Raw genomic sequence first — 22,359 nt, 5'->3', positions numbered from 1 at the left:
ACGGCTGGAGCAGGGACGACCAGGATGGTCAGCGGCGCACAGATTTCGAGCGGACGAGAGACGCGGATGGAGGCTCGACACGAGACAGTCATCGATGTGTCCAGCCCGCGCGAGCTGAGCGAGGCTCGGCTCCACGCTCGATCGATGTGCGAGCTCCTGGGCATCCGCGGCTACCCGGCGCAGCGCGTCGTGACCACGGTCAGCGAGCTCGCTCGCAACATGATCCGCTACGTCGGCGAGGGGACCATGCGCCTGGGCCTCGACCTCGATACGAAGCGCCTGACGATCGTCGCGGAGGATCGCGGGCCCGGCATCGCCGAGCTCGAGTCGATCCTCGCGGGCGAGTACCAGAGCCGCACGGGCCTGGGCCGCGGGCTCATCGGCGTGCGCAACCTGGCCGACGAGTTCGACGTCCAGACCGGCCCCAGCGGCACCACCGTGACCGCAGCCTTTCGGCTCTGACGAGACGGTCTTGGGACGCCCGCTCGGGCCGAGAGAAGCTCACACCTCTTCCCAAGCTGCCGCGCCGCTGACCGGCGTCTCGAGCAGCTTGTCGACGTCTTCCATGGTCAGCTTCTTGCCGACCGTGGTGTCGCGGCCCAGCGCCGACTCGGCGATCTTTCGCTTCTCGGCCCCGAGCTCGACCATCTTTTGCTCGACGGTGTGCTCGACGACGAGGCGGTAGACCATCACGGGCTTCTCCTGGCCGATGCGGTGGGCGCGGTCCGTGGCCTGGTCCTCGACGGCCGGGTTCCACCACGGGTCGTAGTGGATGACGGTGTCGGCCTCGGTCAGGGTCAGGCCCGCGCCGCCGGCCTTGAGGGAGATCAGGAACACCGGCGGGCCGCTCTTTTGCTGGAAGCGCTGGACCAGCTCGTCGCGGTTGGTGGTCCCGCCGTGCAGCCACAGGTAGTCGATCTCGAGCTCCTCGAGGGTCCCGGCGAGGATCTTTTGCATCGACACGAACTGCGAGAACACCAGGGCCTTGCGCCCCGAGCCCACGGCCTCGCCGATCAGCGCGCGGAAGGCCTCGAGCTTGGTCGACTTGGGCACGGTGGTGCCCTCGGGCAGGTTGAGCAGCTTGGGGTCGGTGCACACCTGGCGCAGCCGGGTCAGCGCGGCGAGGATCGTCATCTGCGACTTCTCGATGCCGACCTCGCCGACGCGCGTGGTGATCTCCGACTTCGCGGCCTTGAGGATGCGGTTGTAGAGCGCGAGCTGGCTGCGGTCGAACTGGCAGAAGATGGTCTGCTCGGTCTTGGGCGGCAGCTCGGACGCGACGTCCTCTTTGCGCCGGCGCATGATGAACGGCCGGATGCGCGCGCGCAGGGTGTCGAGGGCCTTGTGGTCGCCGTCCTCGATGGGCTTGACGTAGCCCTTTTGGAACTCGCTGAGCTTGCCGAGGAAGCCCGGGGCGAGGAAGTCGTAGATCGCCCACAGGTCGACGAGGTGGTTCTCGATCGGCGTGCCCGAGAGCGCGAGGCGGTGCTCGGCGTTGAGGCGCTTGGCGGCCTTGGCCGTGCTCGTGGTCCAGTTCTTGATGTACTGGGCCTCGTCGAGGATCGCGTAGCGGAAGCGGATCTTGCTGAGCTCGTCGATGTCCCGGCGCAAGATCGCGTAGCTGGTCACGATCACGTCGGTCTTCTTGAGCAGGCGCAGGTTCTCGGACCGGTCGACGCCGTGCCACACGAGCACGGACAGGCTCGGGGCCCACTTCTTGACCTCGCCGCGCCACACCCCGAGCACGGAGGTCGGGCCGACGATCAGCGAGGGCCCGGGGCCGTCGGCCTCCTTGGCCTTGGTCAGCAGCGCGAGGGCCTGGACCGTCTTCCCGAGGCCCATGTCGTCGGCGAGGATGCCCGCCATCTGGTTTTGGTGCAGCTGCCACAGCCAGGCGAAGCCCGACTTTTGGTAGTCGCGGAGCTTGGCCGTGAGCGCCTTGGCCTTGCGCGGGGCCCGGGCCGAGCGCTCGCCGGTCATGTTGGCCATGAGCTTCTTGACGTCGCGGGCGACCTTGGCGTCGGGGACCTCTTGCAACAGCCTGGCGAGGGTGCCGAGCTCGAGGGTGCTGACCTCGGCCATGCCGTGCTTGTCGAACTGCATGGCGCCGGCGGCCTCGGCCACGGGCTCGAGGATCTTGGGGTCGAGCTTGGCCACGGAGCCGTCGGACAGCTCGACCCAGCGCCGGCCCTCGTGGAGCCAGCGCAGCAGGTCGCGCATGGAGATCAGCCCGGTGTCGCCCTCGACGTCGACGAGGGCCTCGACGTCGAGCACGGAGCCGCCGGGGTTCTTGACCGAGATCCGCGGCTTGGGGGCCTTGGAGCGCAGCTTGGGCAGCTTGGGGACCTTCTTCTCCCACTCCTCGGGGAGCAGGGGCAGGCCGGCGACGATGAACTCGATGGCGGTGTCGCCGAGGGCGACGAAGGCCTCGTCGGCGGCGGACCAGCGCAGCTTGCCGTCGAGCAGGCGGCGACGCGCGGCGCCCTCGGCCTCGAGGTCGCGGTAAAAGGCGATGGCCTCCCCGGCGATGCTGACCGAGTAGCGGGCCGACTCGGGGTCCTCGCCGGTGATCGCCAGGGTCACGTTGTCGTAGCGGGCCGCGAGCCCGACGCTGATCTTGCCCGCGCCGCCCTCGATGGTCGCGACGATCGCGCTGATCTCCCGGGAGTCGCTGGCGAGCTCGAAGAGATCGCGGGGCGGCACGCCGGCGGCCTGGAGGCTCTCGCTGAGCTGGTCCATGTCCTCGGCGGCGACGCTCGAGTCCATGACGATGGTCGGGCGCTCGGCGACGGCGGACAGGGTCCACGGCGGGGTGCCGGGCACGAGGAAGAGCTCGGCGGTCTCGGGCCACAAAAACCAGGTCGGGGCGCCGGTGATGATCCGGCCCTGGTCGACCTCGAAGCTGCGCTCCGTCGCCGGGTGCTCGAGGAAGGCGTGGAGCTCGACGCGGTGGTCCTTGGGGCGGGACTCGGCCTGGACCCGGAGCACGAGGGGCTCGGCCACGAAGTTGAGCTTGCCGACGCCCTTGAGGGACACCGAGGCGTCGCGGGCGAAGTAGAGCAGGCCAGCGAGGGACACGTCCTCGAGCACGGCGGCGCCGTCGTCGGTCTCGTCGATGGCCTGGTCGAGGAAGTGCTGGATGAGCTTGTCGCCCGGGGCGACGCCCCGCTTGCTGCGCCGCGCCGCCGAGGCGGCCGAGCCCGCGCCGAACTCGGTCACTTGCCACAGCCCGCGGCGCTGTTGGATCTGGTAGCGCTTGCGGGCCTTGGCGTCGATGTCCTTGACCCAGGGGTTCTCGGTCATGGTCAGCTCGCCGCCGGACATGAACTGCTCGTGCAGCTCCATGGCCAGGGCGACGCCGTGGTGGCAGATCTTCTCCCAGCCGTCGGTGAAGGTCGGGCAGGTGCAGTGGCACTCGAGCTTCTTGCCCTTGCCCCCGCGGGTGACCTTGCGCTTGAGCGTGGTCGTGTGGGGGACCGCGTGGGTGCCCTTGACCTTGCCGCGGACGCTGTCGCCGTCGACGACGATGTCCTTGACGGCTTTGTTCTTGAACAGCTCCTGGCCGGCCTTGACGGCCTTGGGGCTGGCGGCGCGAACGAGGGCGCTGTGTTCGATCAGGGGGAGCAGGTTTTCGAGTTTGCTCAACGGAAATTCTCCGGATCTGCGCCCTCGTCAATCGGCCGCTTCGTGGGCCTCGCGGATCATCCGGTCGGCCCCGAACGCGCGCGGACCGTGATCCTGGGCGAACTCGGGCGCACAATGACGTCATCAAACGAACACTGTGCGGAGCCTGCTAGCTCTATCACGGTGGGCAACGGGGGTCCATGGCAAAGGCCGTTGCCATCAGCCTAGGCTGGTCGGCCATTGGCACAGCGCTCGCAGTGGGCGATGGTGCGCTCGGTGGCACGGCGAAACAGGCCCCAGGACGGCGCTGCGGCGGTCCGGGAGGGCGCAGGCGGGGACGCACAATCGGGCGGCGACGCCATGGGACTGAACCCCAACGACCCGGGCGTGCGCCTGCTGGGGCGCTCGGTCGCACGGGCGCACGCGCCTGGCGAAGTCCTGCTCGTGCATTGCGGTGAGTTGGCCGAGCTCGGCGAGGGGGCGACGCGCTTGATCCTCGACGTGCGAGAGCACACGCATGCCCGGTCGCGCTGCGTCGCCGACGTGGGCCCCCACCTCGACGCCGAGCTCGGCGGGTCTTTCGCGGCCGCCGCGGTCTGGCCCCGGGCCCACCTCGGCAAGGACTTCTCCGAGGCCTGCCTGGCCCGCGGCGCGCTCAGCCTGCGCGAGGGGGGGCGGCTGTACTGCGCCGTGCGCAAGGCCAAGGGCGGCAAGAGCCTCGGCAAGACGATGAAGGCCCTGCTCGGCTCGGCGCAGGTCGAGGACCGGGACCGGGGCTACCACCTGTGGGTCGGCGAGCGCGGCCCGGACTTCGACGAAGCCCTCGCCCGGGAGCTGGTCGGGCGCAGCTACCTCGTCGACGATCCGCTGCTGCCCGAGGGCGGCCTGCGCAGCCTCCCGGGGGTGTTCTCGCGGCGCGAGCTCGACGCGGGCACCCGGGGCCTGCTCGAGGTCGCCGCGGTGATCGCCGAGCAAGAGCGAGCCCAAGGCCTCGCCCCGCCCCGCCGGGTCCTCGACCTGTGCGCGGGCATCGGGCCCCTGGCGCTGTGGGCCGCCCACCGCTGGCCCGCGGCCGAGGTCCTCGCGGTCGAGAGCAACCTGCGCGCCGCGGCCTTGCTCGAGGCCAACGCCGCGGCCGAAGGACCGGGGGAGCCGCGGGTTCGGGTCCTCGCCGCCGACGGCATGCCCGCGCGCCGCCCCGCGTCCGCGGTGCCCGAGCTCGCCCGGCCCTTCGTCGGCGCCGTCGACTGGGCGCTGATCAACCCGCCGACCCACGCCGACCCCGAGACCCTCGCGCGCTTGCTCGATCTGCGCGGCTGGCTGAGCCCCAAGGGCTCCGCGCTGCTCGTCGTCAACCGACCGGGGCGGGCCGTGGAGTGCCTGCAGGCCGCCGGCGCGACCATCGAGGGGGGGGAGCGCGACGGCTACACCATTTTGCGCGCGCGCTTTGCCTGAGACGAAAGCGTCAGTCGTGCACTTGGCTGGCGACGAGTCCGTGGGCGGCGGCCTCTTGGGAGAGCGAGTGACTGGGCGAGCGGCTGGCCAAGACTGCTCGGGCGGGGTAGGAGGGGAGCCATGGCCAGCGAGCAGCGACGCGGCGTCGTCGACGAAGACGAGGACGGGGCCACCCTCGCGGCGGTGGTCCGCGGGTTGATGGACGGCCTGTCGTGGAACAAGTCCCGGGACCTCGTCCGCACGGGTCGGGTTCAGGTCGACGGGCAGATGCGCTTCGACCCGGCCGAGCGCCTGCGCGCCGGGGCCCTCGTCGAGGTCAACCCCACGGGCCGCCGCCGGAGCGCGCCGCCCCTGCCCGAAGATCGCCTGGTGTTCGTCGACAGCGAGGTCGTCGTCGTGCGCAAGCCGGCGGGGCTGCTGAGCGTGCCCTGGGACGACCGCGACGACCGGGACACGCTCATCGAGCGCACCCGGATCACGCTGCGCGAGCGCGAGGGCACCCGCAGCGGCGAGCGCGATCGCCTCGGCGTGGTCCAGCGCCTCGACAAGGATACGAGCGGGCTGCTGGTGTTCGCTCGGACCCGCCGGGCCCGCAAGGCCCTCGAGGCCCAGTTCCGCGCGCACACGATCTTTCGTCGCTACGTCGCGCTGGTCCACGGCGCCGCGAAGGCGGGCGTGCACGAGAGCTACCTGATCGCCGATCGCGGCGACGGCCTGCGCGGATCGTGGCGCGGCAAGAGCCCGCCCAAGGCCGCCAAGAAGGCCATCACCAAGGTCCGCGTCGAGGAGAAGCTCGACGGAGCGACGCTGATCTCGTGTCAGCTCGAGACCGGGCGCCAGCACCAGATCCGGATTCACCTCGCCGAGGCCGGGCACCCGCTGGTCGGTGAGCCGGTCTACGGACGGGGCTATCGAGGCCGGCGCCTGCCCGCGCCGCGTCCGATGTTGCACGCCGCGAGCTTGGGCTTTCGCCACCCCGTGGGTGATCGGCCGGTGCGCTTCGAGGCCCCGCCACCCGACGACTTTTGCGCGGCGCTCGAGCAATTGCGTCACTCAGACACGGACGCCGAGGATGACCCCGGGGGCTGAACACCGGGCTGAACATCCCGCGTCACCGGTTTGCGACCTCCGGCGGCTGCGCCGACGCTCAGCCGCGTCCGGGTCGGTGAAACGCCGCAAATATCGGAAAATCCTGGATCTCTGCTAAGCTCGCCGCCCGTGGCGGATCGTCGATCGGAGCACGTGACGGCCAAAATTGGCCAGCCACCCCCGCACAAGACGGGTCCGCACGCGGGTCTCGATCCCGCGGGCCAGGCGGCGCTCCAGCAGGCCCTCGCCGAGGGCGATCTGCCCCCGGGCACCCCCGTCGTCCAGCAAAAGCGCTTCGAGATCGTCGAGCGCCTGGGCGAGGGCGGGATGGGCAAGATCTACAAGGCCTACGACCCGACGATGGATCGCTACATCGCGCTGAAGGTGCTCAAGCCCGACGTGCCCGAGAGCGAGCGGTCGCGGTTCCTGCGCGAGGCCGTGGTCGCCGCCAACTTCTCGCACCCGAACCTCGTCCGCGTCCTGGAGGTCGGCCAGTCGGACACCTTCCAGTGGTTTGCGATGGAGTACCTGCGCGGCAACGACGTGGGCCACGTCCTCGCCCGCCGGCGCTACATCTCCTTTCGGGTGTTGATCGACATCTTCACCCAGACCCTCGACGCGCTGCACTACATCCACACCCGCAACATCGCGCACTGCGACATCAAGCCGGAGAACATCTTCATCACCCGCGACGCCTACGACCGCCGCCTGGTGATCGTGAAGCTGATCGACTTCGGCATCGCGCGGGACCTCGAAGGGCCCCTCGAGCTGCGCACGCACATCACCGGGGATCCGCGCTACATGGCCCCGGAGCAGGCGATCATCAACGGTCGCATCGATCACCGCGTCGACCTCTACGCCCTCGGGGTGACCTTCTACGAGGTCGTGACCACCCGCCACCCGGTCGAGGACTACTTCGAGCTCCCGCCGACCAAGCTGCTCGAGGTGCAGGTCAAGCACGAGTTTGATCCGCCCAGCAATTTCATGCCGGCGAACACGCCACCGGACCTCGCCGCGGCCGTCGATGACTTCACCGCGCGGGCGTGCGCGAAGCACCCGGACCACCGGCACGCCGACGCGATGGAGATGAAGGCTGAACTTCAGTCCATGCTTCGCACGCTCAACCAGCTGACCGAGAGCGAAGAGGACCGGGACCTCGGCACCTAGCAGGCTGCGAGCTTTTGGCGCGCGTCCAGGCGCAAAATGATTCGGTGCACCCTCATTCGCCGAGGAGTGATCCGGAGGACAAATGAAACGCCGTTTAGAACGGCAAAGTCTCGTTTTCGCGCCAGCTTCGTGAGCTCTGCGCGTCGGGCCCTAGGGCACATTCTGGGATCAAATCCACAAAGCACCTGGGACGTTGAAGGGTCGCCGCTCGTCGGCGGCGCCCAGTCTGCGTCGAAAGGCTTTTTGCTTGGCGAAGGCTAGGGCCGCACGGCAAAATGCGACATGGCGATCTCCCCGCGTGCCCCTGTGCGGAGTCGTCACCTCAACCGTCTCATGACGATGTCCCAGCCACGGCCGGTGCTCTCGACCGCGTTGCCCCTCTCGCCCTTCGGCGAGCGCGGTGAGTCAAGCACACGCGCGCACGGTGAACTCCAATGGTGATGCCCAGCACTCTCGAATCCGAAGGCCCCGATCCCCTGGTCGGGTCGGTCCTCGGCGGAAAATACAGCCTCGAGCGGCTCATCGGTCGGGGCGGCATGGGCCACGTCTACCTGGCCAGCATGGTCGAGGAAGGCGAGGCCCGGGAGGTCGTGGTCAAGGTGATCGCGCCCACCCTCGCGCTCCAGCCTCAGGCCATGGCCCGCTTCGAGCGAGAGGCCAAGCGCCTCGACGGCCTGCGCCACTCCAACGTGGTCGAGATGTACGACTACGGCCACGAGAACGGCCGGGCCTACATCGTGATGGAGCACGTCGACGGCGAGCTCCTCAACGACTACCTGTCGCGCAAGGCCAACCTGACCCTGCACGAGTTCGTGCCCATCGCCGCGCAGATCCTCAAGGGGGTCGGCCACGCCCACTCGCGCGACCTGATGATCCGCGACATCAAGCCCGCCAACGTGATGCTGTGCGAGCGCAAGGGTCGGGCCAACTTCGTCAAGATCATCGACTTCGGCCTCGCGAAGATGCTCGAGGGCGACGAGGACATCACCAAGCAGCACTTCATCGGGACCTCGGGCTACCTCTCGCCCGAGCAGATCAAGGGCCTCGACATCGACCTGCGCGTCGACGTCTACGCCCTCGGGGTGCTCTTTTATCAGATGCTCTCGGGGCGCATGCCCTTCGAGGCCGAGAACGACACGACGCTGCTCTACAAGCACGTCCACGAGTTCCCGACGCCCCTGAGCGAGGTCCTGCCCTCGGACCACGAGGTCCCCGAGGAGCTCGTCCACCTCATCCACGACTGCCTCGAGAAGGACCCGGAGCAGCGCCCCCGGGACGCCAACGAGATCGTCGAGAAGCTCATCGACTGCGTGCCGATGTCCATGTTCCGGCTGCCGCCGGCGGGCCACGACGCGGCCCCGGCGACTGCCGGAGACACCGGCGCGGTCTCGGCCCTGTCGACGGCGGCCCTGGCCGCGCCCTCGGGCGAGACCGCGACCTACCTGCGCCGCCAGGCCCTCGAGGAGGAGACCGAGTCCGAGACCTCCGACGTGCACTCGCTCCAGGGGGTGATCCCCGCGAACGAAGCGGTCGCCGAGCCCGAGGAGAAAAAGAGCAAGCTCGGGGTGATCGTCGTCGGCCTCGTCGGCGTGGTCGCGATCGTCGGCGTCGCGCTGTTCGCCCTCGGCGGCAAGGGCGACGACCCGGCGGGTGAGGGCGACGCGACGGCCGAGGCCGCGGGCGACAGCGTCGACCACGAGGCCGCGGTCAGCAAGGCCGAGGGCCTGATCCAAGACGGCGAGTTCGACGCGGCCCGCCAGGCCCTCGACGGCGTGCGCAACTCGATCGGCGCGGCCGATGCTGACGTCGCCAGCCGCTTCGAGCGGGCCGACGAGGCCATCGCGGTCGGCCAGCTCATGGCCACGGCCAAGAAATTCGACGAGGACGGCAAGAAGGCCGCGGCGATCTCGGCCTACGAGGACGTCCTGAAGGCTCAGCCCGCCAACGCCGAGGCCCGCGAGCGGCTCACCGAGCTGCGCAACGAGGGCAAGGACACCGCGAAGATCTCGATCACCTCCGAGCCTGCGGGCAACCTCGAGATCGACGGCTCCCTCGCCGGCACGACCCCCTACGACGACGCCCTGCCCCTGGGCAAGCACACGGTCCGCATCGAGGCCGACGGCTACGAGAGCTGGGAGCAGGAGATCGAGGTCAAGGACGGCGAGAACCTCCCGATCAAGGTCGGCCTGGTCAAGCGCGAGTCCGAAGACAAAGAGAAGAAGAAGCCGGCGACGAAGAAGGGACCGAGCAAGACGCCGGCCCAGACCGCGCCGGCCGAAAAGCCCCCCGCGGAGACTCAGCCGGCCAAGAAGAAGCCGGCCGAGGAAAAATCCAACCCCTTCTTGCCGACCAAGAAGAAGAAGTCGAGCGGGCCCTTCCTGCCGACCGAGAAATGAGTGAGCTGTGCACCATAGCCCCCTGACCGCATTCGTATCGACCACACTCTCGGTGACCTTGGCCCTGGGCACGGGCCTGGTTTCCCTCGAGGTGCGCGCGGCCCCCGAGGGTGAGGCCGAGGCCGCGCCCGCCACGGAGGTCAGCCAAGCAGAGAAGACCCGCGGCGAGAACCTGTCCGAGCAGGCCATCGAGGCCTTCGGGGCCAAGGACTACGACCGCGCCGTCGAGCTGTTCAAGCAGGCCTACGAGGCCGACCCCCAGCCCAACTACCTGTTCAACATCGGCCGGGTCTACGAGGAGGCGGGCGACCTCGAGAACGCCGTCGAATACTACGGCAACTTCGTCAAGCAGCCCGGCGTCGACCTCGACTCGCGCGGGGTCGCCCTCGACCGCCTCAAGGTGCTGCGGGCGATCCTCGAGGAGACGGCCGAGCCCAAGCCCAAGGACGAGGAGCCCAAGGACGAGGAGCCCAAGGACGAGGTCGCGCCGCCGCCGGACCCCGGGCCGGACCCCGCCGTCGAGGAGGAGAAGCGCAAGGCCAAGGTGCTCAGCGGCGCCGGCTTTGCCCTCGTGGGCGTGGGCGCTGCCGCGCTCATCGGCGGGGCCGTGACCGGCGTGCTCGCCCAGGGCGACAACAACTCGGCGAGCGAGGCCGCGTCCATCGAGGACCGCCGGGACCTGCTGAGCACCTCGCAGACCAAGGCGTTGACGGCTGACGTGCTCTACGGCGTCGGCGGGGCCCTAGCGGTCACGGGCGTCGTGCTCGTGGTCGTCGGCATGACCAAGAAGTCCAAGGCCGAGGGCAAGGTCGCGGTCACGCCCACCTTTGGTCCCCGCGGCGCAGGCATCGATCTGCGCATGCGCTTTTAGGCTGGCTTCTCGCACGCCTCTCCCTGATCCTCGATCCTTGATCCTTGACCTGACCTTTCCCTTCGGAGCCCGCTCATGACCAACCCCAAACTTTCCTGGAAGCTCGGCGCCCTCGCGCTCGCAGGCGTCACCTCGGCCTTCGTCGGCAACGCCTGCTCCCTCGTGCTCGGCTTTGAGGAGTGCACCACCGACGCCGACTGCAGCTTCGAGTCAGGCAACGGCACCTGCGAAGACGGGGTGTGCGTGTTCGACGAGGTCGGCGACGACACGGACTCCACCGGGGAAGACACCACCGCGGAGGACACCACGGCCGACGGGACCATGGACGAGACCGTGGACGGGACCGCCGAGGAGACGACCACCGGCGGCGAGTCGTGCACGACGCACACCGAGTGCACCGAGGCCCACAACGAGAACTGGCTGTGCGGCTGCAACGACACCTGCGTCGAGGCCATCACCCCGCTGTGCCAGATCATCCGCTGGCCCTCGGGCGGTGACCCGGCGGACGACACCCTGTTCGTCGGCTCGATCTTCCCGACCTCGCCGCCCTTCGACACGCTGATCGTGCCGCTGCAAAACGCGACGCTCCTGGCCATCGACGACTTCAACGGCGAGGTCGAGCTGGGCACGGGGCAGCGCATCGGCTGGATCGCCTGCGACTCGGCGGGCGGGACCATGGCCGTCGAGGCCGCCGATCACCTCGTCAACAACGTGTGCGTCCCCGCGGTGGTCGGCCCGGTGTTCTCGGAGAGCGTGATGGCCGTGGCCGAGGACGTGACCATCCCCGGCGGCACCTTCATGATGACGCCGACGGGCACCAACAAGAAGATCACCAACCTCGTCGACGACGACCTGGTGTGGCGGCCCATCGCCAGCGACATCTACCAGGCCAACGCCATCGCCGACCGCGTCGAGGCCATCGTCCAGGACGACCAGAACGTGGTCATCGTCCACAAGAACGACCTCTACGGCACGGACCTGGCCGCCGACGCCTTCGCGCTCATGGGCGGGAACGTGAACATCACCGACGTGCTCCCCTACGACGTGCAGCTCGACCCCGAGGCGCCGATCGTCGACGTCGAGAACATCATCGCCAACACCCTGTTCACCGACGGCGGCAACCCCCCGGAGATCATCGTGCTCGTCGGCACCAGCGAGCTGATCGCCTTCGTGCTCGGCTACCTCCAGGCCGCAGTGGTCCAGCAGCCCCCGGCCATCCCCCGCTTCGTGTTCTCCCACGGCGCGGTCGCGACGATGCCCGACACGATCAAGTTCCCGGACATCATCGACGACGACGCGACGCAGATGCTGCTCTACTCGATCATGGAGGGGGTCTCGCCCTCGATCTTCGACCCGGAGAACTTCGCGGCCTTCAACACCCGCTACTTCCTGAAGTTCGACGAGGAGAACATCATCACGACCTCCTCGCTGGCCTACGACTCGGCCCTGGTCACGCTCTTTGCGATGTCCGCGATCCCCGACGGCGAGCCGATCACCGGGGCCAACATCGCCGCGCAGATGAACAAGCTCGTCGACCCCGGCGGCACCTTCATCAGCTTCGGCCCGGACATCGACACGACCTTCATCCAGACCGCCTTCAACACCCTGAGCACCGGCGGGACCGTCGACCTCAAGGGCGTCTCGGGTGAGCTGAGCTTCGACGTGAGCACCGGCGACGTGCGCACGGACTACGTCGGCTGGGAGCCCATCCCGGTCAACGACGACATCGACAACCCGACCATCGACGCCGTGCGCTCGTACGTGCTCAACCCCGAGCCGGCGCAGGACGGCACCTGGTTCGACATCCCATAGCGCGTGGGGTTGTGTTTGAGTCGGGCGATCTATGCACTGAACAAAGTGCATAGTCTGCCCGACTTTCCTCCGACTTTCATTGGTGAGCCCCGCCGCGAGCCAACCGTGGGGTGGAGCTTCGCCGTTGGCTTCGTTAGCTATGCCGCGCCAGAGTTGGTGAACCAGCCAACTCACCGAACAGCGGATAGAGCGCGAGGACCAATGTTTTGGCTCCAAGTGCGTGGGTGACAGCGCGCGCGAGGGGTGCATGCGCGACCCCCTCCAGGAGCCAGGCTCCCACAGCAAAAGTGGGAAATTTACGGAGTGAGGCCGATTCGCGTCATTAATGTGCGCACGTGTTCGCAAAAGTCTCGACCTGAGCAACGCAAAGCAGTAGACACACCCTGCGTCCTGCCTTTGACGTGAGGAGAATGTTCGCCGTGAAGACCAAGCTTTCCCACTACTCCCTTGCTCTGTTTGCCTGCCTGAGCCTCAGCTTCGCCACCACCGCCTGCTCCGACGACAGCGGGGACGACGGCTCCGACGAGGTCGCCACCGAGGAAGAGGATTCCTCGGACGACGCCGACGAGGCCACCGACACCGAGACCGGCACCGCCGAGGGTACGGAAGAGACCACGGAGGAGACCACGGAGGAGGAGTCCTCCTCGGAGGAGGAGACGACCACCGAGGAAGAGGGCATGGGCACCCTCCCCAACGGCTCGGAGTGCACCAACGGCAACGAGTGCCTGTCCGGCGAGTGCTACCTGCTCCCCTTCCTGGGCGGCCAGTGCGGTGAGTGCGACGAGGACGACGACTGCCCCGACGGCGGCTGCACCATCCCCAACCCCTTCGACGCCAACGGCTCGATCTGCAACGAGGGTGAAGTCGGCGGCGGCTGCGAGAGCGACGAGGTCTGCCAGGACGGCCTGTCCTGTGGCACCGTGCTCGACCTGCTCGGCCTGATCACCATCAGCACCTGCGGCAACTGTGCCACCAACGACGACTGCACCGACGGCCAGATCTGCGAGCCCGTCGTCATCGTCGAGGAGTTCTCGGGCATCAACGACTGCATCGACCCCGGCACCCTCGAGCAGGACGCCTACTGCGACCTCATGGGCGACGGCGATGCGGCCTGCGCCAGCGGCATCTGCTCGCCCGTCAACATCATGAACCTCGCCGAGGTCGGCGCTTGCGGTGCGTGCGTCACCGACGACGACTGCGGCGGCGGCACCTGCCAAGAGGGTGGCCTCGACCTCGAGAACGGCGCTCTGCTCGGCTCGACCTGCATCTGAGTCACGCGCTCGAACATCGAGAGCCGGGGGCCCGTGGCCTCCGGCTCTTTGTTTTGCTTGGGGTCTGATACCTTCCGCGCGTGTCGAAGGAGCGCATCGTCGCGGTGGTCAACCCCAAGGCCTCCAACGGAGCCGGGGGCAAGCGCTGGCCCAAGCTCGAGAAGGCTCTGCGCGAGCACTGGCCCGAGCTCGAGGTGCGGATGACCGAGCGCCAGGGCCACGCCTCGACGCTCACCGCCGAGGCCCTCGAGCGAGGCGCCGACATGGTCATCGCCGTGGGCGGCGACGGGACCACCAACGAGGTGCTCGGGGGCTTCCTCGACGCCGAGGGTCGCAACCGCTTCCCCGACGCCTGCCTGGGCGTGGTCGCCAACGGCACGGGCGGCGACTTTCAGCGCATGTTCGGCGCCCTCGCGCCCCTGGCCCAGGTCCAGCGCCTGGCCGCGGCCAACATCCGCACCGTCGACTACGGCCTGGTCCGCTTCGTCGACCACGAGGGCGAGGCGCGGACCCGGGCCTTCGTCAACATGGTCAGCGTCGGCATCTCGGGGCTGGTCGACGCGATCGTCAACGACTCGGGGCGGCCGCTGGGCAGCACGGCGGCCTACGTCGGGGCGTCGCTCGAGGCGATCTCGAAGTGGCGCAACCAGCCGGTGACCCTGCGCTACGACGACGGCGACGCCCAGGAGCTCGACCTGACCTTGCTGTGCCTGGGCAACGGCCAGTACTTCGGCGCGGGCATGCACGCTTGCCCCAACGCAGAGGTCGACAGCGGGCAGCTCGAGGCCGTGCTGCTCGACGGCTTCCGCCGCCGGCACATCGTCGGCGCCCTCGGCCGCTGCTTCAAGGGCAAGCACATCGGCTACCGCGGGATCGAGTCCAAGACCGTGTCCAAGGTGCAGATCGATCCGCGCGAGGGCGCCGAGGTGCTCATCGACCTCGACGGCGAGCAGCCCGGCAAGGCGCCGCTCTCGGTCGAGGTCGTGCACGCCGGCCTGCGCCTGCGCATTGCTTAGGCCTGGACACTAACGCAGCGCGAGCTGGGTCAGCAGCTCGCGCTCGGCCGCGTCGACGGCCGCGCGCCCGTCGACGGCGCTCAGGACCACGTCCGGGCGCACGCCCTGGCCGTCGATGCTGCGGTCTCGGGGCGAGTAGTAGCGGGCGACGGTGAGCGTCAGCAAAGAGCCGTCGGCGAGGGGCAGGACCTCCTGGACCGTGCCCTTGCCGAAGCTGGTCTCGCCCACGACGCGGCCGCGGCCGCTGTCTTGGATCGCGATCGCGAGCAGCTCGGAGGCCGAGGCCGAGCGCCGGTCCTGGAGGACGACCAGGGGGGTGTCGAGGTCGGAGTTGGCCGCGGTCGCCATGTCCTCCCGGGCGATCGCGCCGCCCCGGGCCCGGGTCCGCGTCAGCACGCCCTCGTCGATGAACAGGTCCGCGACGATCACCGCCTCGTCGACCTCCCCGCCCGGGTTGCCGCGCACGTCGAGGACGATGCCGTCGAGCTTGCCCCCGCCCTCGCTGGCCTCGCGGTGTAGCTTGGCGAGGGTCCGCTTGACCTGGTCGCCGGTGCCCTTGCGGAACGCGGCGATGGTGATGTGCGCGACGGCGTGGTTGCCCTTGAGGTCGAGCGCGCCGGTGACGAGGGCGTCGTGCTTGGGCTTGGCGAGCTCGAGTTCGAGGGCGACCACGCCGTCGCGCCCGCCAGGGCGGGCGAGCTCGACGGTGATCCGCTCTCCGACCGCGCCGGCGAGGGCGAGCTGAGCCTCGACGTTGCTGGCCATGAAGGCGCAGGCCTGGCCGCGGATCGACACCAGCTCGTCGCCGGGTCGCAGGCCCGCGCGCGCCCCGGGGCTCTCGGGGTGGACCGCGAGCACCTCGAGGTGGGCGCTGCCGTCCGCGCGTCGGTGCAAGGTCGTGACCAGCCCCGCCTCCGCGCCCTGGCGCTGGCGCTTCTTGGCCAGCGCGCGCTGGTCCGCGCTGAGGTAGTGGCTATAGGGATCGAGGCCCGCGACCATGTGCTGCAGCCCCCGGGTCAGCACCGTCGACGCGTCCACGGGTTCGACGTAGCGGTCGAGGACGGTGTCGAGGGCCGCGTGGAAGCTGTCTCGGTCGAGGCTGGCCTTGGGCTTGGCCGCGCGCGCGTCGGGCAACAACGCGGGCTGAGCGCGCTGGACCGCGAGGGTGCCGACCACACCCAGGGCGATGCCGAGGAGAGGAGACCAACGGGAGGCGCGCACGAATTTCATGGTGACCGATGCCCGTCCGTGGGTCCACGCATGGACAACGAACTGAACATTCTCCCGGTCCCAGCTTTCGCCGCCTTTTTGTGGAGCACCTTGTCCTACATGTAGGATATGTCCGTACCCGCTCTCCAAGCACCCTTTGCTCCGAGCCACGAGAAATTCCATGCAGTCCTCCGCCCGCACTCCTCTTCGCGTCACGCCCCTCCCCCGCCCCGGTCGTCGGGTTCACGAGCGCCGCAAGCAGCGGTCCAAGAGGGCTGCAGACGCCCTCGAGCTCGCCCTCAGCGGCGCCGTCGAGCGGGCAGCTCTCGATGTCGTGCTGATCGCGGATGACTGCGGGATGCTGGTCTCCAACAGCCACACGGAGCTGGATCTCGAGATGTTGGCCGCGGTCACCCCGATTGTCGCTCGGGGTCGCGCCAAGGCGAGCATCAAGCGCAACGGTGAGCAGCGCGAGCTCGGGGTCAAGACGATCCGCGTTCTCGACGAGACCCTGCACATCGCCGCCCTGGGTGGCGACAGTTCTGGCCGGGCGCTGGGCTTGATGCACGCCGTCGCGGCGGCGCGTCGGATCCTGAGCTGAGTTGCTCGGGTCGCTCGGCCCCTTTGGCGTCTCGTTCGCAAACCGTTACACTCGCGGCCATGGCGATCGAGCCTGCAGAGGCAGAAGAGATCCGCAACCACTTGTTGGCGTACGCCGGGTGGGACAAGGTCCCCGACGAGGTCATCTCGGCGTTTTGCCAGAGCGCGACCAAGGTCGAGCTCAAGCGCAAGCGCCCTGTGTTCCGTCGCGGTGACCCCGGCCCCGGGTTGTTCCTGGTCAAGTCCGGCGAGTTCAAGCTGAGCTTGATCTCGTCCGAGGGCCGCGAGCAGATCCTGTACCTGGCGGGGCCCGGCAAGCTCATCGGCGAGGGCTTCCTCCCCGGTGACGTCATGTGCGCGGCTTCGGCCTTCGCGATGAGCGACGGCGAGGTCTGGCGCTTCGACACCGAGGTCGTGGTCAAGCTGCTGTCGCAGTCGGAGGTCATGGCCTTCGCGCTCATGCGGCACCAGGCCTTCCGGGCCAACCGGCTCATCGATCTGATCTTGGATCTCTCCCTGCGCTCGGTGCAGCGCCGCCTGGCGAGCTTCCTCTACACCCTGGCCATCCGCAGCGGCGCCGAGCAGGGCAAGCCGCACGTGATCCCGCGCGCCCTCGACATGAACACCGTCGCCGCGCGCTTGGGCACGGTCCGCGAGGAGATCTCCCGGGCGCTCAATCGCATGCAGCGCGAGGGCATCCTCAAGCTGAGCCGGCAAGAGATCGTCGTCCTCGACCTCGGCGCGCTCGAGGCCGTCACCTACGAATGAGCCGCCATCGCACCCGTCACCGTCCTCGGGCGGTGGAGGTCGCGCTGGGCCTGGCCTCGCTGGGTGCGCTCGCCGTGCTCGCGCCCGCGCCAGGTTGCAAGGGGTCGCGCCCCGAGCCCGAGCAGACCCTCGCGTCCATGGACGCCGAGGGCCCGCCGCACACGCCTAATTGCCGCTCGTGGGCGGACCTCGACCACGGCTCCTTGCCCGCGCTCCCCGAAGGCGCGCACGTGCCCGCCTTCGACGAGGTGTGGAAGACGGTCGCCAACAAGCACTTCGACCCGACCCTGGGCTGCCTCGACTGGCCGGCGCTGCGCGAGACCTACGGCGCGAAGGTGGCCGAGGCCGGCGACGACACGGCGGCGGCCTACGCCGCGATCAACGAGCTGCTCGGGCTGCTCGGCCAGAGCCACCTCGCGGCCACGCCGCCCGCCGCCGACCCCATCGACGCGACGCCCCAAGGCCCCGCGGTCGTGCCCATCGCCGTGCGCTGGCTGCCCGTCGAGCCCAAGTCTGAGGAGCGCGCCGTGGTCATCGTCGACGCCGAGCTCGACGGCCACGACAGCGGCCTGCCCCGGGGCGCCGTGCTGACCCGCATCGGCGACGAGCCCGTGGCGACCATCACCGAGCGGGTGAGCGCGCGGATCCACGAGCACGGCGGCTCCCAGGCCGAGGTCGCGTTCACCATCGCGCGCAGCGTCGGGGTCATGCTCGGCTGCCCAGAGAACGGGACCAAGTCCCTGACCTTCACCGCCGACGGCGAGGAGCGCACCGTCGACGCGCCCTGCTTCGTGCCCGAGGGCGAGCGGATCAGCCTCGGCAACCTCCGCGACCTGCCCACGCGGGTCAGCTGGCGCATGGTCGGCGAGTCGAGCCCGAGCCCGGCGCCCGACGAAGGCGGCGAGGCTGGTGAGACCGGCGGCCCCCCGGAGCCGGCTCCAGCTCCAGATTCGAACTCGAACGCGAAGATCGGCTACCTCGCCTTCAACTACTGGATGCTGCCCATGGTCGAGCGCATCCGCGAGGGCATCAAGCAGATGCGCGCGTCCGGCATGGAGGCGCTGATCCTCGACCTGCGCGGCAACCCGGGCGGGGTCGGGGCGATGTCCGTGCCCGTGGCGCGGCTGTTCGTCGATCGCCCGGTGAGCCTGGGCCGCCTGCAGATGCGGGACTTCAACCAGGAGTTCAAGGTCGACGCCAACCCCGACGCCTTCGCCGGTCCCATCGTCGTGCTCGTCGACGAGGGCACGGCGAGCACCTCGGAGATCTTCGCCCTGGGCATGGCCGACGTCGGCCGGGTGACGGTGATCGGCGCGGGCCCGAGCGCGGGCATGGCCCTGCCCTCGCTGATCGAGACCCTGCCCGACGGGGGCCTCATCCAGTACGTCGTCGGCGACTACCACAGCACCAAGGGCACGGCGGCCGAGGGCGAGGGCGTGCCCCTCGACGCCCGCGTCGAGGAGTCGCGGGTCGACTACGCCGCCGGCCGGGACCCCGTCTACGACGCCGCCGTCGCCCACCTCGAGGCGGCGCTGCGCGGCACCCCCGACACGCCCCAGCTCGGGGATTGATTCCTCCGCAGACCCGCGCGAGCCTCCGCGCGTCGCAACACGAGAGCCAGCCATGATGCGTCCCCGCCGAAGCCGCCGAACTCGCTCCCTCTTCTCTTTCGTCGCCCTCGCCGGTGTCCTCAGCTTCACCTCGGCGTGCTCCAAGGACGACCCGGCCAAGGCCGAGAGTGACGTCCCCGCCGACGCGCAGCCCGAGGACGCGGGCAAGGAGGCCGAGGACACCCCGGCCAAGCCGGACCTGCCCGAGGGCGCCTCGCTGCTGGCCAAGCACGTCGAGGCCGCGGGCGGGGCCGAGGCCATCGCCAGCTTCGAGTCCATCCTCATCGAGGGCACCGTCGACACCGGCAAGCAAAAGCTCGAGGGCACCTCGAAGCTGTGGTGGAAAAAGGGCGGCAGCTTCTACCTCGAGCAGAACATCGAGGGCGTGGGCATGAGCCGGGCCGGCTACGACGGCGAGACGATGTGGACCGAAGATCCCATCTCCGGCCTGCGCAAGCTCGAGGGCAAGGAGGCCGTGTCCTACATTCAGAACTCGGCGATGTTCCCGGCCCACGACTGGCAGCAGCACTTCGCCGCGGCCAATACCAAGGGCAAGCAGACCCTCGACGACGGCACCGAGGTGTGGGAGGTCGAGCTGGTGTCGGAGGCCGACGGGCCCCCGGTGACCATGGGCTTCGACACCACCACCGGGCTGCTCAGCTTCATGAAGAGCAAGCAGGTCACGGCCATGGGCGAGATGCCCTTCGAGGCCTACGCCGAGGGCTACGAGGCCAAGAACGGCTACCAGTTTGCGATGAAAAAGCGCAGCTCGGTCACCGGCCTGCTCGAGCTCACCGAGGAGATCACGAAGTTCGAGGTCAACGTCGAGATCGACGACCAGATGTTCGTGTTCCCGAATACGCGCGAGGCAGTGCCCGCTGACCCGACCAAGCAGCCTCCCGTCGAGGCTCCGGCCGAGACCACGGGCTGATCTTCGAGCTGACCTCCGAGCTGGGTCGGCAAGCGCTCCGCTCGTGGCTATCATCCCGGCCATGAAGCGAGCGCTTTTCTTGTGCGCGGCGGGCTGTCTCGGCCTGCTCGCGGGTTGTTTCAGCACCTCCGACTCCAACGACGACGCGGCCGACGAGGCCGAGACGGGCTGCCCCGTGGGCGCGGAGACCTGCCCGTGCACGAGCGGTGGGGTGTGCGACGAAGGCCTCCAGTGCCTCTCGGGGATCTGCGTCGCCGAGTCGTCGGAGACCGAGACGGGCACCGGGGACACGGACACGGACACGGGCACGGGCACGGGCACGGACACGACCGAGACGAGCAGCGAGGACACGACCGACGAGTCGGACTCGGAGTCCGAGACCACGGGCGGGTACGGGGGCGACTGCGACCCGCTGCTGCAAGACTGCCCAGAGGACGGTGCCATCTGTCACTGGGAGGAAGTCGACGGGATGACCTTCTTTACCTGCGTCCAGTCGGAGGTCTACGCGGGCGTCGGTGAGGGGTGCGGGGTGCAGTCGGACTGCGCGTGGGGCCTGTACTGCGCGAGCGGAGAGTCCAGCCCCTGCGGCGAGAACTGCTGCACGAACTACTGCGACATCGCCGATCCGACGTGTCAGCTCCCAGAGAGCCAGTGCATCCCCTTCTTCGAAGAGGGCGAGGCGCCTGCCGGCTACGAGTCCGTGGGCGTGTGCCTCTTGTACTGACGCCCGAAGAATTGACGAAGACCGCCCAGCATCTGGGCGGCCTTCGGGTCGCTTCGGGCAAGTCCGGTTCTGTCGTGTTCGAGGCTCCCGCAGGACCTCGGGGAGAAATGACGCGCCACGAAGAGCTCGCGGGAAGGCTGGCGCGCTGGCCGGAACGGCCGGGTGTTGTCGAGGAGCGCGACGTCACCGGGGTACCCCGAAGAGAGGGCTCCGGGGGCGCGGAGGCGCCGGATTCGCGGGCGCACCCATCACTCGGGGCCCGCGCTGGGGGTGTTGATCGGAGAGCGACGATCCCGAGCTGAGCGGAGAGAGCCTGGGCTGTCCAGGCGTCCATCCATGTTTAGCCCAGAACTCGACCCGTCGCGCTCAGCCTAGAAGGGGCCTCCTTTCGCGGCCTCCGAGGAAGACACCGCTTGGATGCGGAAGGGGAGAAGGATCGGGTTTTGGGTTTCGATCATGCACACCTCCTGGTCCGGGTGCCTGAAGCGACGACTCGATCGTAGCAGGCTTCGCGCGCGCGGACCAAAGTCATTTGGGGGATCGGGCTCGGGAGACGAGCGCGCCTGGGGCCAGAGATTCGAGGTCTTCGGGGAAAATTTCGCGGGCGCTCGGTCGCGTCGGCGCGCAACGATTCAAACACGAAGCGAGGCAATTCCATGGGAACGGCCTCGCCCAATTTTGATCACGAAGGATCGGTTCGTGCGATGCTCGGACGCGCCGCTCAGCCAGCCTTCTTGTTCGAGGTGTCCGTCCAGGTCATCAGCACGTTGACCTTGTCCCCGGCGTCGCTGCGCTCCGTCGCGACGATGCCCGAGGCCTGGAGCTTGCTCGCTTCGTTGACCGCCGCGAGGTTGATGAGCTTGCCCTCGGGGCCGGTGACCTCGGTGCGCTCGACCTTCATCCCCTTGCCCTCGAAGGCGGCCTGGATGACCTTGGCGGTGGCCTCGACGTCGCCGGCGGAGGACTCGAAGGCGAGCTGGAAGGCCAGGGTGCCGTCGGGGGACTGCACGCGGTGGGCGACGGTGACGGCCTTGGCCGGGACCTTCAGCGGGAAGTCCTTGGGGACCTCGGTCTGGCTGACCTGGGCGTCGAGGCCGTCGCTGCCCTTGAGCGTGGCGCTGCCGTCCTTGTCCTGGGCGTAGTCGTAGACCTTGCCGTCGGCGTCCTTGACCGTCAGCGTGCCCTTCTCGCCGTCGATGTGGACCTCCTCGCCGTCCTTGCCCTTGATCGAGACCTTGCCGTCGCGGGTCTCGACGTCGATGTCTCCGCCGCCCGCGACCTCGATCACCTTCTCGGCGACCTCCTCCTGGACGCGCTGCTGGACCTTCTCCTTGATGCCGCAGGCGCTCGCGGCGAGGGCGAGGGCGAGGGCGAGGGCCGCGGTGGTCAGGGCCGAGCGAGAGGGGGCTGCGTGGTGCATGGTCCGCTAGTAGCACGGACACGGGCCGCCATGCTGCGACCTCAATCTCGGGGCGCGCAGCCTTGAATCGCTTCGAGGGAGGTCGCCTCGAGCACGCAGCTGACCTCGCGGCGGGTGCCCTCGCTCTTGCACCGCTCGACCAGGGCCTCGCGCTGCTCTTCGGCCACGGTCGCGGCGATGTCTGCGGCGCGGCCTTCCTGGCTCGCCCGGCTCAGGGCGACGATGTGGTCAGCGAGGGCCTCGCACTGCTCCGGCTCGGGACGCGGGACGCAGGCAGCGCTCGCGGCCGCGAGCAAGGCGGGGAGGGTCTGGGCCGCGACCCGAACCAGCGTCGAGGGTCGCCGCGGCGCCTGCGTGTCGTCTTTGCCGATCATCGCGCGGCACCTATGATAGCCG

General features: G+C 69.2%; 18 protein-coding genes. 14 read left to right on the top strand and 4 right to left on the bottom strand.

Annotated features, from left to right (window positions below; translation table 11 throughout):
- The first annotated feature begins 96 nt into the window (after window positions 1-96).
- Entirely contained in the window at window positions 97-462 is a 366-nt protein-coding gene (locus PPSIR1_RS15525) for an ATP-binding protein (protein ID WP_232296484.1), read from the top strand.
- 39 nt (window positions 463-501) lie between these two features.
- Here the strand turns inward: PPSIR1_RS15525 and PPSIR1_RS15520 are convergent, their stop codons facing one another.
- Window positions 502-3,645, bottom strand: a complete 3,144-nt coding sequence (locus PPSIR1_RS15520; RefSeq protein WP_006972034.1) for a DEAD/DEAH box helicase — start codon at window positions 3,643-3,645, stop codon at window positions 502-504.
- A gap of 255 nt (window positions 3,646-3,900) precedes the next feature.
- Between PPSIR1_RS15520 and PPSIR1_RS42805 the strand changes: the two genes are divergently transcribed.
- The 8 genes from PPSIR1_RS42805 (at window position 3,901) to PPSIR1_RS15480 (ending at window position 14,701) form a co-directional block, all read left to right on the top strand.
- Window positions 3,901-5,079 (top strand): methyltransferase, encoded by a 1,179-nt coding sequence (locus tag PPSIR1_RS42805; RefSeq protein ID WP_157595594.1) that lies wholly within the window; start codon window positions 3,901-3,903, stop codon window positions 5,077-5,079.
- Between the two features lie 120 nt (window positions 5,080-5,199).
- Window positions 5,200-6,168, top strand: a complete 969-nt coding sequence (locus tag PPSIR1_RS15510) for an RluA family pseudouridine synthase (protein ID WP_006972032.1) — start codon at window positions 5,200-5,202, stop codon at window positions 6,166-6,168.
- Window positions 6,169-6,297: 129 nt separating this feature from the next.
- Window positions 6,298-7,335 (top strand): serine/threonine-protein kinase, encoded by a 1,038-nt coding sequence (locus PPSIR1_RS15505; RefSeq protein ID WP_157595593.1) that lies wholly within the window; start codon window positions 6,298-6,300, stop codon window positions 7,333-7,335.
- Between the two features lie 440 nt (window positions 7,336-7,775).
- Window positions 7,776-9,731 carry a serine/threonine-protein kinase gene (locus PPSIR1_RS15500; protein WP_198154519.1) on the top strand — a complete coding sequence of 652 codons (1,956 nt, stop codon included), beginning with the start codon at window positions 7,776-7,778 and terminating at the stop codon, window positions 9,729-9,731.
- A 52-nt stretch (window positions 9,732-9,783) separates the two neighbouring features.
- Window positions 9,784-10,602 carry a tetratricopeptide repeat protein gene (locus PPSIR1_RS15495; protein ID WP_006972029.1) on the top strand — a complete coding sequence of 273 codons (819 nt, stop codon included), beginning with the start codon at window positions 9,784-9,786 and terminating at the stop codon, window positions 10,600-10,602.
- A 75-nt stretch (window positions 10,603-10,677) separates the two neighbouring features.
- Window positions 10,678-12,414: a type 1 periplasmic-binding domain-containing protein gene (locus PPSIR1_RS42800; protein ID WP_006972028.1), complete on the top strand. Its 1,737-nt coding sequence runs from the start codon at window positions 10,678-10,680 to the stop codon at window positions 12,412-12,414.
- Between the two features lie 419 nt (window positions 12,415-12,833).
- On the top strand, window positions 12,834-13,685 hold the full coding sequence (locus PPSIR1_RS42795) for a hypothetical protein (RefSeq protein ID WP_157595592.1): 852 nt from the start codon (window positions 12,834-12,836) through the stop codon (window positions 13,683-13,685).
- Between the two features lie 80 nt (window positions 13,686-13,765).
- A complete protein-coding gene (locus PPSIR1_RS15480) occupies window positions 13,766-14,701 on the top strand; it encodes a diacylglycerol/lipid kinase family protein (RefSeq protein WP_006972026.1) in 936 nt (311 codons plus the stop codon).
- A gap of 9 nt (window positions 14,702-14,710) precedes the next feature.
- On the opposite strand, the gene PPSIR1_RS15475 is transcribed toward PPSIR1_RS15480, so the two are convergent.
- Window positions 14,711-15,922, bottom strand: a complete 1,212-nt coding sequence (locus tag PPSIR1_RS15475) for a S41 family peptidase (RefSeq protein ID WP_157595591.1) — start codon at window positions 15,920-15,922, stop codon at window positions 14,711-14,713.
- Window positions 15,923-16,091: 169 nt separating this feature from the next.
- Here PPSIR1_RS15475 and PPSIR1_RS46090 point away from each other — a divergent pair, with 169 nt between their 5' ends.
- The 5 genes from PPSIR1_RS46090 to PPSIR1_RS15450 all read left to right on the top strand — a co-directional run bounded on the left by PPSIR1_RS46090 (window position 16,092) and on the right by PPSIR1_RS15450 (window position 20,543).
- Window positions 16,092-16,511 (top strand): hypothetical protein, encoded by a 420-nt coding sequence (locus PPSIR1_RS46090; protein WP_086001359.1) that lies wholly within the window; start codon window positions 16,092-16,094, stop codon window positions 16,509-16,511.
- 59 nt (window positions 16,512-16,570) lie between these two features.
- Window positions 16,571-17,278 (top strand): Crp/Fnr family transcriptional regulator, encoded by a 708-nt coding sequence (locus PPSIR1_RS15465; RefSeq protein ID WP_006972023.1) that lies wholly within the window; start codon window positions 16,571-16,573, stop codon window positions 17,276-17,278.
- A 32-nt stretch (window positions 17,279-17,310) separates the two neighbouring features.
- Entirely contained in the window at window positions 17,311-18,849 is a 1,539-nt protein-coding gene (locus PPSIR1_RS15460; RefSeq protein ID WP_006972022.1) for a S41 family peptidase, read from the top strand.
- A 52-nt stretch (window positions 18,850-18,901) separates the two neighbouring features.
- The gene (locus tag PPSIR1_RS15455) at window positions 18,902-19,819 is read left to right on the top strand and encodes a hypothetical protein (protein ID WP_006972021.1); all 918 of its coding nucleotides are present in this window, start codon (window positions 18,902-18,904) and stop codon (window positions 19,817-19,819) included.
- A gap of 61 nt (window positions 19,820-19,880) precedes the next feature.
- Window positions 19,881-20,543 (top strand): hypothetical protein, encoded by a 663-nt coding sequence (locus PPSIR1_RS15450; protein ID WP_045116068.1) that lies wholly within the window; start codon window positions 19,881-19,883, stop codon window positions 20,541-20,543.
- A gap of 721 nt (window positions 20,544-21,264) precedes the next feature.
- Here PPSIR1_RS15450 and PPSIR1_RS15445 read toward each other — a convergent pair.
- A complete protein-coding gene (locus PPSIR1_RS15445; RefSeq protein WP_006972019.1) occupies window positions 21,265-21,963 on the bottom strand; it encodes a hypothetical protein in 699 nt (232 codons plus the stop codon).
- Between the two features lie 41 nt (window positions 21,964-22,004).
- Window positions 22,005-22,337 carry a hypothetical protein gene (locus PPSIR1_RS15440; protein WP_006972018.1) on the bottom strand — a complete coding sequence of 111 codons (333 nt, stop codon included), beginning with the start codon at window positions 22,335-22,337 and terminating at the stop codon, window positions 22,005-22,007.
- Window positions 22,338-22,359 lie beyond the last annotated feature (22 nt).

Origin of the sequence: Plesiocystis pacifica SIR-1, assembly GCF_000170895.1 — a bacterium.
Classification (GTDB): domain Bacteria; phylum Myxococcota_A; class Polyangia; order Nannocystales; family Nannocystaceae; genus Plesiocystis; species Plesiocystis pacifica.
This window is presented reverse-complemented; position numbering and strand designations above follow the sequence as displayed.

What these genes read in the sequence shown, in the direction of transcription:
- PPSIR1_RS15450 (WP_045116068.1), top strand. Translation starts at nt 19,881, where the DNA reads ATGAAGCGAGCGCTTTTCTTGTGCGCGGCGGGCTGTCTCGGCCTGCTC.
- PPSIR1_RS46090 (WP_086001359.1), top strand. Translation starts at nt 16,092, where the DNA reads ATGCAGTCCTCCGCCCGCACTCCTCTTCGCGTCACGCCCCTCCCCCGC.
- PPSIR1_RS15465 (WP_006972023.1), top strand. Translation starts at nt 16,571, where the DNA reads ATGGCGATCGAGCCTGCAGAGGCAGAAGAGATCCGCAACCACTTGTTG.
- PPSIR1_RS15445 (WP_006972019.1), bottom strand. Translation starts at nt 21,963, where the DNA reads ATGCACCACGCAGCCCCCTCTCGCTCGGCCCTGACCACCGCGGCCCTC.
- PPSIR1_RS15500 (WP_198154519.1), top strand. Translation starts at nt 7,776, where the DNA reads ATGCCCAGCACTCTCGAATCCGAAGGCCCCGATCCCCTGGTCGGGTCG.
- PPSIR1_RS15510 (WP_006972032.1), top strand. Translation starts at nt 5,200, where the DNA reads ATGGCCAGCGAGCAGCGACGCGGCGTCGTCGACGAAGACGAGGACGGG.
- PPSIR1_RS42800 (WP_006972028.1), top strand. Translation starts at nt 10,678, where the DNA reads ATGACCAACCCCAAACTTTCCTGGAAGCTCGGCGCCCTCGCGCTCGCA.
- PPSIR1_RS15455 (WP_006972021.1), top strand. Translation starts at nt 18,902, where the DNA reads ATGATGCGTCCCCGCCGAAGCCGCCGAACTCGCTCCCTCTTCTCTTTC.
- PPSIR1_RS15440 (WP_006972018.1), bottom strand. Translation starts at nt 22,337, where the DNA reads ATGATCGGCAAAGACGACACGCAGGCGCCGCGGCGACCCTCGACGCTG.